This is a genomic window from Streptomyces sp. Da 82-17 (assembly GCF_046098215.1).
Classification (GTDB): Bacteria; Actinomycetota; Actinomycetes; order Streptomycetales; family Streptomycetaceae; genus Streptomyces.
The window spans coordinates 210,685-219,240 of record NZ_JBJURH010000012.1; the positions used below are offsets into that span (position 1 = coordinate 210,685).

Below are 8,556 nucleotides of genomic sequence, written 5' to 3' on the forward strand. Positions count from 1 at the left end.
CTGAGCAAGACCTACTTGAACCCGAACCGACACCACCCCATCGAGGCCTGAACACCATGCGCAGAAGAACGGCCGCCGCCGCGATCACGTCCCTGGCCCTGCCCCTGCTCGCCCTGACCGGCTGCGGCAGCGGCGACCCCGCCGCCGGACAGCCCGCCGGCGCGGCGTCCCCGGCGCCGTCCGCGGACGTGACGAAGGGGCTCACCAAGGACCCGGAGATCGCGAAGCTGCTGACCGCCGAGGTGCGCGAGCGCGGCACGCTCCGCCTGGCCAGCTCCATCGGCACCCCGCCGAGCGCCTTCCGGCCGTCCACGGACAGCAATGAACCCGCAGGTCAGGACATCGACATCGCGGACGCGGTGGGGCGGGTCCTGGGCGTGAAGCTGGAGCGCCAGGAAGCGAGCTTCGAGGCGATCCTGCCCGCCCTGGAGAGCGGCAAGTTCGACGTGGGCACCGGCAACTTCGGCGTCACGGAGGAGCGCCTGCGCACCATCGACTTCGTCACGTATATCAACGACGGGCAGGGCTTCTCCGTCCGCAAGGACGAGCAGGACCTGAAGAAGATCACGAGCCTGGACCAGCTGTGCGGGAAGGCCGTCGGCGTCGGCGCGGGCACCACGTTCGAGACGACGTTGGAGGAGCAGAAGGGCGTGTGCGCCAAGAAGGGCCGCGCGCCGTACGACGTGAAGGTGTTCGCGGACAACGGCGCGGCCCTGACGAGTCTGCAGCAGCGCCGTATCGACGTGATCATGTCGACGATCAACGGCCTCCGTTACCAGGCGGCGCAGCCCGCGGCCGGGGTGAAGTTCCTCGGCGAGTTCGCCCGGCTCGACGTGGGCTTCGCGCTCAAGAAGGGCTCGCCGCTGGCGAAGCCGTTGCAGGCGGCGGTGAACAAACTGATCGAGGACGGCACGTACGACAAGATCCTGAAGAAGTGGGGGACGCAGAAGTCGGCCCTGCACGAGTCCCGGATCAGTCCGCCCGAGATCAAGGCGAAGCAGCCGTGAGCGCCCCGAGCCCCGCCCTCGTACGGCCCGAAACTCCCGCTCCCGAAGGTGAGCTGAGGGTGGTTCCCGCGCGGCATCCGTGGCGGCTCGTCGCCGGTGCCGTCGTCCTGGTGCTGCTCGCGCAGTTCACGCACGGGCTGCTCACCAATCCGGCGTGGGAGTGGGACGTCTTCTTCGCGCATCTGGCCGCGGACAGTGTGCTGCGGGCGGTGTGGGTGACCGTGCAACTCACCGTGTACGGCACCGTGTTGGGCTTCGCGCTCGGTCTGGTGATCGCGTTGATGCGGCTGTCCCGCAGCCCGCTGCTCGCGTCGGTGGCGTGGGCGTACGTGTGGGCGTTCCGCTCGATCCCGCTGATCGTGCAGTTGCTGTTCTGGTTCAACCTGGCTTATCTGTACGAGGAGTTGGGGGTCGGCGTCCCGTTCGGGCCGGTGCTGTGGAGCTTCGGCACCATGGACCTGGTGGGTGCGATGTCCGCCGCGGTGATCGGGCTCGCGCTGCATCAGGCGGCGTACGCGGCGGAGATCGTGCGCGGCGGGTTCCTGTCGGTCGACCCGGGCCAGCTGGAGGCGGCGGCCGCGCTCGGGGTGCCGAGGTGGCGGCAGGTGCGGCGGATCGTGCTGCCGCAGGCGATGCGGTCCGTGCTGCCGAACGCCGCGAACGAGATCGTGTCGCTGTTCAAGGGCACGTCGATCGTGTCGGTGATGGCGATCGGTGAGCTGTTCTACCAGGTGCAGGTGATCTACGGCCGCAACGGCCGGGTCGTCCCGCTCCTGATGGTCGCCACGGCCTGGTACGTGGTGCTGTCCACGCTGCTGTCCGTCGCCCAGTTCTACGTGGAGCGGCACTTCGCGCGCGGCGCCGACCGCACTCCCCCGCCCACGCCCCTGCAGCGCGCCCGCTCCTTCCTGCAGAACCTCGAGCAGCCCTTCCCGTACCCCCTCAAGGAGAAGCGATGAGCAGCAGCGGTGCCGTGACCGTGGACGTGCGCGGCGTCCACAAGAGCTTCGGCGGCAACGAGGTGCTGCGCGGCGTCGACCTGCAGGTGCGGGCCGGCGAGGTGACCGTCGTGATCGGGCCGTCCGGCTCCGGGAAGTCGACGCTCCTGCGCAGCATCAACCACCTGGAGAAGCTGGACCGCGGCTCGGTCAGCGTCGAGGGCGAGCTCGTCGGCTACCGGCGGCGCGGCGCGAAGCTGTACGAGCTGAAGGAGCGGGAGATCCTGCGGCAGCGCACGCGGATCGGGTTCGTGTTCCAGAACTTCAACCTGTTCCCGCATCTGACGGTCCTGGACAACATCACCGAGGCGCCGGTGTCCGCGCTCGGCCGCCCGCGTGCCGAAGTGGCCGTACGGGCAAGGGAGTTGCTGGAGCGGGTCGGGCTTGCCGACAAGGCGGACGCGTATCCGCGGCAGTTGTCCGGCGGGCAGCAGCAGCGGGTGGCGATCGCCCGCGCTCTCGCGCTGGACCCGCGGGTGCTGCTGTTCGACGAGCCGACGTCGGCGCTCGACCCGGAGCTGGTCGGCGAGGTCCTCGACGTCATCAAGGACGTGGCGCGGGCCGGGGTCACGATGATCGTGGTCACGCACGAGATCGGCTTCGCCCGGGAGATCGCCGACACCGTGGTGTTCATGGACGACGGCGTGATCGTCGAGCAGGGACCGCCCGAGCAGGTCCTCGACCACCCGCGCCAGGACCGCACCCGCGCCTTCCTGGCCAAGGTCCTGTGAGCCCTGAACCGCCCGCGCATCCCGTACCGACCGCACTACCCCTACCGCCCTCCCCCGAAGGAGCCCTCCCGTGAACCGCCGTACCGCCCTGTCCCTGGCCGTAACCGCCGCGCTCGCCCTGACCACCGGCTGCGGCGCGGCCGGCGCGGACGAGCCGGACGGAACCCGCAAGGGCTCCGCGGTGAAGGGCCGCGGCATCAACCTCTAACCGGAGCAGAACCGCGTCCGGGCACAGAAGGTGCAGAAGATCGCCGACCTGGTCCCGCGCCGCATCCGCGACCGCGGCACCCTCGACGTCGTCAACTCGGCCGGTTCCACACCGCCGTTGACGTTCTACGCGACCGACGACAAGACCGTGATCGGTGTCGAGACCGACATCGCCCAACTGGTCGCGGACGTCCTCGGGTTGAAGGTGCGTCAGCACTCGGTGGACTGGGCGAACATGTTCGTCGGCCTGGACAGCGGCAAGTACGACGCGGGCTTCTCCAACATCACGGTGACGGAGGAGCGCAAGGAGAAGTACGACTTCGCGACGTACCGGCTGGACACGATCGCGTTCGAGGCGAAGAAGGGCAAGGGCTGGAAGGTGCGGGGCCCGGCGGACGTTGCGGGCCGCACCGTCGGCGTCTCGTCCGGCACCAACCAGGAGAAGCTGCTCGTCGACTGGAGCAGACAGAACGTGAAGGCGGGCCGCGAGGCCACCCGCATCAAGTACTTCCAGAACAGCAGCGACTACTACCTGGCGCTCGGCTCGGGCCGCATCGACGCGTATCTCGGGCCCAACCCGGTCGCCTCGTACCACTCCGCCACGAGCGGGCAGACCGAGGTCGTCGGCACGTTCTCGGGGGCGGGCGAAGGGCTGCAGGGGAAGATCGCGGCGACCACGAAGAAGGACAACGGCCTGGTCAAGGCGTTGCGGGCGGCGCTGCAGCACGTGATCGAGCACGGCGAGTACGGCCGGGTGCTGAAGCGCTGGGAGCTGACCGGCGAGGCCGTGCGCCGCTCCGAACTCAACCCGGAAGGGCTGCCGAAGACATCATGAGGTTCCAGGTCCTGTCCATCATCCACCACGCCCCGCACCCGCTGACCGGTGAACTCCCCTCCGCCGCCGAGCGGTTGGCGCAGGTCGTCGACATCGGCGTGACCGCCGAGGAGTTCGGATTCGACGCGTACGCGGTCGGCGAGCGGCACGCGGGCCCGTTCCTGTCGTCGAGCCCCGCGGTGCTGCTCGGCGCGCTCGCGGCCCGTACGTCCCGCATCCGGCTGCTCACCGGGGTGACGGTCGTCGCGATCCTGGACCCCGTGCGGGTCGCCGAGGAGTACGCGACGCTCGACCAACTCTCCCACGGCCGCGTCGAGTTGGTGATCGGCAAGGGCGCGGAGGCCGGGCACTTCGACCTGTTCGGGCTCGACGAGTCCCGGCAGTGGGAGTACCAGGCGGAGAAGTACGAGCTCCTGCGCCGGCTGTGGCGGGAGGAGGGCGTCGACTGGGCGGGTGAGTTCCGTCCGCCGCTGAAGAACGTGACGACGGTGCCGCGCCCGTACGCGGGCCCGCCACGGGTCTGGCACGGCTCGGCGACCAGCCTCAACTCCCCCGAACTGGCGGCGCGGCACGGCGACCCGCTGTTCACCGCCAACGCGGTCCAGCCCCGCGAGGCGTACGCGCGGCTCGTGCGGCACTACCGCGAACGGTTCGAGGCGTACGGGCACGACCCGGCGGACGCGCACGTGGCGGCGGGCTCGGGCGGGTTGCTGATCGCGCAGAGCGAGCGGGACGCGGTGCGGCGGTACAAGGAGCTGTACGAGGCGCGGGTGCGGCAGAACTTCAAGCCGCAGCTTGCGGGGCGGGCGGGGTACAACACGCCGTTCCGCACGATCGAGGAGGCGATCGCGGACGGCCCGCAGCTGATCGGCAGTCCGCAGCAGATCATCGACAAGATCCTCGGCTACCACGAGGTGTACGGCCACGACCTGCAGTCCGTCACCGTCGACGGCTTCGGCCTGAGCACCGCCGAACAGCGGGAGCAACTCCAGTGGTTCGCCGAGGAGATCGCCCCCGCGGTGCGGCGGGCGGCGCCGACGCGACTGTGGGAGACGTGAGCCGGTTCCACCGGCGTCGCTTTCACTAGGTGAGGGCTCTGCTCACCGTGCGGTGCGGGCGAGGCGGGAATCGCGGTGCAACTCTTCAACAAGTGAACGTTTTGACGGAGTGGTTGACGCGTTCCGTTCATCTCTCTACGGTCGCCTCACCCGCATCACCGCACGACCCGCATCACGCATCACGCATCACCCGCCGCACTCAACCGCACCGCACAGAGCACGGAGTGACGATGAAGTACTCCTCGCGCCTGCTGGCCTGCGCCCTCAGCGCGCTGCTTGCCGGGGCCGTCCCGCCGGTGGCGTCGGCCGCGCCCGCCGCCCCGGCGCCCCAGGCGCTCCCCCCGCACGGCCCGCCCGCCGACAGCTGTCCCGCCGAAGGCCACCCCCGCACCTCCGACGGCTGGGCGCTCACGTCCACCCGCGTCGACCCGGACGAGCTGCACCACGCGTTCGTCGGCAACGGCTACCTGGGCCAGCGCGTGCCGCCGCTCGGCAGCGGCTACGCCGACTCCGACGCCAAGACCGGCTGGCCGCTGTTCACCCCGCGCTACGACGGCTCGTTCGTCTCCGGCCTGTACGCGAACGACCCGGGGACGGCGAAGGGCCTGCAGGCCGTGGCGGCGCTCCCCAACTGGTCGGGCCTGACGGTCGGTTCGGGCGAGGAGACCTTCGGCCCGGGCACGCCCGGTACGCGCGTCAGCCGCTACCGGCAGACCCAGTTCCTCGCCTGCGGCCTGGTCCGCACCTCGCTCACCTGGACGACCGCCGACGGCCGCAGCACGGACCTGGTGTACGACGTGCTCGCCGACCGCAACGACCCGCACGCCGGCGCCGTACGGCTGCGCATCACCCCGCACTGGAGCGGCGACGCCACCGTCACCGACGTCCTGGACGGCCGCGGCGCCCGGCGGATGAGCGGCACCGGCGTCCACGACGAGGACGGCACCGTCGGCGTGTCGTTCCGCACCACGGGCACGGGCGTCGACGGGACCGTGGCGTCCACGCTGCGCACCGGGCGGGACGTCCGGGTCCGGGACACGTCGGCGCCGCGTGCGGCCGACGGCCTGACGGCTCGTCGGACCGTCGGGTTCCCGGTCCGCGCGGGCCGCAGCTACGACGTGACGAAGTACGTGGGCGTGGACACCGAGCTCACCTCGCCGGGCCCCGGCGCGTCGGCGGTGCGGGCCTCGCGCCGTGCCGCGGAGCGCGGGTGGGGCGCGATCCTCACCGAGCACCGGGACACCTGGCGGCGGCTGTGGCGCGGCGACGTCGAGATCCCGGGCCGCCCCGACCTCCAGGCCTGGGCGCGCTCCGCCCGCTACGGGCTGCTGTCCAACCTGCGCGCCGGCGCGTCCGACAGCGTCGCTCCGACCGGGCTCACCAGCGACAACTACGCGGGGCTCGTCTTCTGGGACGCCGAGACGTGGATGTTCCCCAGCCTCCTCGCCTTCGACCCCGAACTCGCCCGCTCCGTCGTGGACTACCGCTTCCGCACCCGCACCGCCGCCCGCGCGAACGCCCGCAAGCTCGGCCACTCCGGGCTGTTCTACGCGTGGACCAGCGGGGCCAGGGGCGACCTGTGGAAGGAGTGCCACAGCTGGGACCCGCCGCACTGCCGCACCCAGAACCACCTCCAGGGCGACATCGCGCTCGCCGTCTGGCAGTACTACCAGGCCACCGGCGACCGCACCTGGCTGCGTGAGCGCGGCTGGCCGGTCCTGAAGGGCATCGCCGAGTTCTGGGCGGACCGGGCCGACCGCAACGCGGACGGCAGTTACTCGGTGCACGACGTGGCGGGCCCGGACGAGTACAGCAACGGCGTGTCCGACGGCGCGTTCACCAACGCGGGCGCCGCGACGGCCCTGCGCAACGCGACCCGCGCGGCCGCCCTGGTCGGCGCCGAGGCCCCGGCCCGCTGGAACGCGGTCGCCGACCGGCTGCGGGTGCCGTACGACGCGGAGAAGAAGGTGTTCCTCCAGTACGACGGCTACAAGGGCTCGACGATCAAGCAGGCGGACACGGTGCTGCTCCAGTACCCGCTGGAGTGGCCCATGTCGGCGGAGGCGGCCCGGAACACCCTGGACCACTACGCGGAGCGCACCGACCCGGACGGGCCCGCGATGACCGACTCGGTGCACGCGATCGGCTCGGCGGCGACGGGTGAGCCGGGCTGCTCGACGTACACGTATCTGCTGCGTTCGATCCAGCCGTTCGTGCGGGGCCCGTTCGCGCAGTTCTCCGAAGCGCGGGGCGACAAGGCGGGTGCGTCGGACCCGCTCGCCGGTTCGCCCGCGCAGGACTTCCTCACCGGGAAGGGCGGGTTCCTGCAGGTGTTCACCAACGGGCTGACCGGGCTGCGGTGGCGCGGGGACCATGTGCGGCTCGACCCGATGCTGCCGCCGCAGTTGAAGGGCGGCGTGCAGGTGCGGGGCGTGCGCTGGCAGGGGCGGGTCTTCGACGTCGAGGTGGGCCCGCGGTCCAGTGTGGTGCGGCTGGTCGCGGGCGAGCCGTTCGACGTGGCCGGGCCGCAGGGACGCCGGACCGTGAGCCGGGGCGCGCCCGCCGTCCTGGAGACCCGCCGACCCGACCTCGAACCGACGCCGAACCGGGCCCGCTGCCGTCCGGTCGAGGCGAGCACACCGGAGCCGGGGCGGTACGCGGAGGCCGCCGTCGACGGCAGCACCGCGACCGCGTGGGTGCCCGAGGCGCGCGAGGGCAGCCTGCGTGTCGCGCTCAACGGGGTGACCGCCGTCCGGCGTGTCGGCCTCACCTGGACGAAGCCGCGGCCCGAGTCGTACCGCGTGGAGACCTCCCTCGACGGGCTGCGCTGGCGGGAGGTCACCGTCGACCCCGAGTCGGGTGAACTGACGGAGAGCGTCCTCGCACGCCATGTGCGCGTGACCGTGCGGGGCGCCGCCGGGGACGAACAGCGCCCCGGGATCGGCGAGTTGCGGGTGGAGTGACACCGGGGGCGACACTGAAGAGAGCAGGGAGAGGCGAGGGGTTCGGCGATGGTGTGCCGGTGCGAGTCGATCGCCGATCCACTGCGCGCGGCGGGCCGGCTCACCGACCGGGAGATCCGGCGGCGCGCCGGGGACCTGTTGGAGCGGGTGGGGCTCGACCCGCGCTGGTACCACCGCTACCCGCACGAGTTCAGCGGCGGCCAGCGCCAGCGCGTCGGCATCGCCCGCGCACTCGCGCCGGAGCCGAGGCTGATCGTCTGCGACGAGCCGGTGTCGGCGCTCGACGTCACGACCCAGGCCCAAGTCCTCGACCTGCTCGGCGAGTTGCGCCGCGACCTGGGCCTGTCCCTCGTCCTGATCGCCCACGACCTCGCGGTGGTCCGCCAGGCCAGCGACCGGGTGGCGGTGATGCACCACGGCACCATCGTGGAATCCGGCCCCCCGAACGAGGTCTACGACAACCCACGCGCCCCCTATACGAAGGCACTGCTGGCGGCGGTACCGGTACTGGACCCGGCAGAGGCGGAACGCCGCAGAGCGGCCCGCGGGTAGGGGGAGCCGCCCCTCGCCCCCAAGCGCGGGCTCGGCCGACCTCCGGCAGGCCTGGCGCTCGGGGGCTGCGGCGGCACGGATGGCGCCGGGCCGACGGCAGAACAACACCCGCATTGTGGCTGGCAGTTGAGCGCGCCCGCCCCTGGCAACGGACGCGGCGCGTGCCGGGCTGCTTGGGGTCCTGGCCGGAAGCGGGGGCCATGGG

The 8,556-nt window shown here is 71.9% G+C and carries 5 protein-coding genes and 2 pseudogenes; all 7 read left to right on the plus strand.

Going from position 1 to position 8,556, the window contains the following annotated elements:
* The first annotated feature begins 56 nt into the window (after positions 1–56).
* Entirely contained in the window at positions 57–1,007 is a 951-nt protein-coding gene (locus ACIDOF_RS21945; RefSeq protein ID WP_409007707.1) for an ABC transporter substrate-binding protein, read from the plus strand.
* Positions 1,004–1,966, plus strand: a complete 963-nt coding sequence (locus ACIDOF_RS21950; RefSeq protein WP_409007695.1) for an amino acid ABC transporter permease — start codon at positions 1,004–1,006, stop codon at positions 1,964–1,966. Before ACIDOF_RS21945 ends, ACIDOF_RS21950 begins: the two co-directional genes overlap by 4 nt.
* Positions 1,963–2,736 carry an amino acid ABC transporter ATP-binding protein gene (locus tag ACIDOF_RS21955; protein ID WP_409007696.1) on the plus strand — a complete coding sequence of 258 codons (774 nt, stop codon included), beginning with the start codon at positions 1,963–1,965 and terminating at the stop codon, positions 2,734–2,736. The genes ACIDOF_RS21950 and ACIDOF_RS21955 overlap by 4 nt, the downstream gene beginning before the upstream one ends.
* 70 nt (positions 2,737–2,806) lie before the next feature.
* Positions 2,807–3,778 (plus strand): annotated as a pseudogene (locus ACIDOF_RS21960) (ABC transporter substrate-binding protein).
* Positions 3,775–4,836 (plus strand): LLM class flavin-dependent oxidoreductase, encoded by a 1,062-nt coding sequence (locus ACIDOF_RS21965; protein ID WP_409007697.1) that lies wholly within the window; start codon positions 3,775–3,777, stop codon positions 4,834–4,836. Before ACIDOF_RS21960 ends, ACIDOF_RS21965 begins: the two are co-directional and overlap by 4 nt.
* 230 nt (positions 4,837–5,066) lie before the next feature.
* Positions 5,067–7,799, plus strand: a complete 2,733-nt coding sequence (locus ACIDOF_RS21970; RefSeq protein ID WP_409007698.1) for a discoidin domain-containing protein — start codon at positions 5,067–5,069, stop codon at positions 7,797–7,799.
* Between the two features lie 63 nt (positions 7,800–7,862).
* A pseudogene (locus tag ACIDOF_RS21975) lies at positions 7,863–8,351 on the plus strand (ATP-binding cassette domain-containing protein); the annotation flags it as partial.
* Positions 8,352–8,556 lie beyond the last annotated feature (205 nt).

Bases quoted from the DNA above. Each gene is read 5' to 3' on its own strand.
- ACIDOF_RS21970 (WP_409007698.1), top strand. From the start codon at position 5,067: ATGAAGTACTCCTCGCGCCTGCTGGCCTGCGCCCTCAGCGCGCTGCTT.
- ACIDOF_RS21955 (WP_409007696.1), top strand. From the start codon at position 1,963: ATGAGCAGCAGCGGTGCCGTGACCGTGGACGTGCGCGGCGTCCACAAG.
- ACIDOF_RS21965 (WP_409007697.1), top strand. From the start codon at position 3,775: ATGAGGTTCCAGGTCCTGTCCATCATCCACCACGCCCCGCACCCGCTG.
- ACIDOF_RS21945 (WP_409007707.1), top strand. From the start codon at position 57: ATGCGCAGAAGAACGGCCGCCGCCGCGATCACGTCCCTGGCCCTGCCC.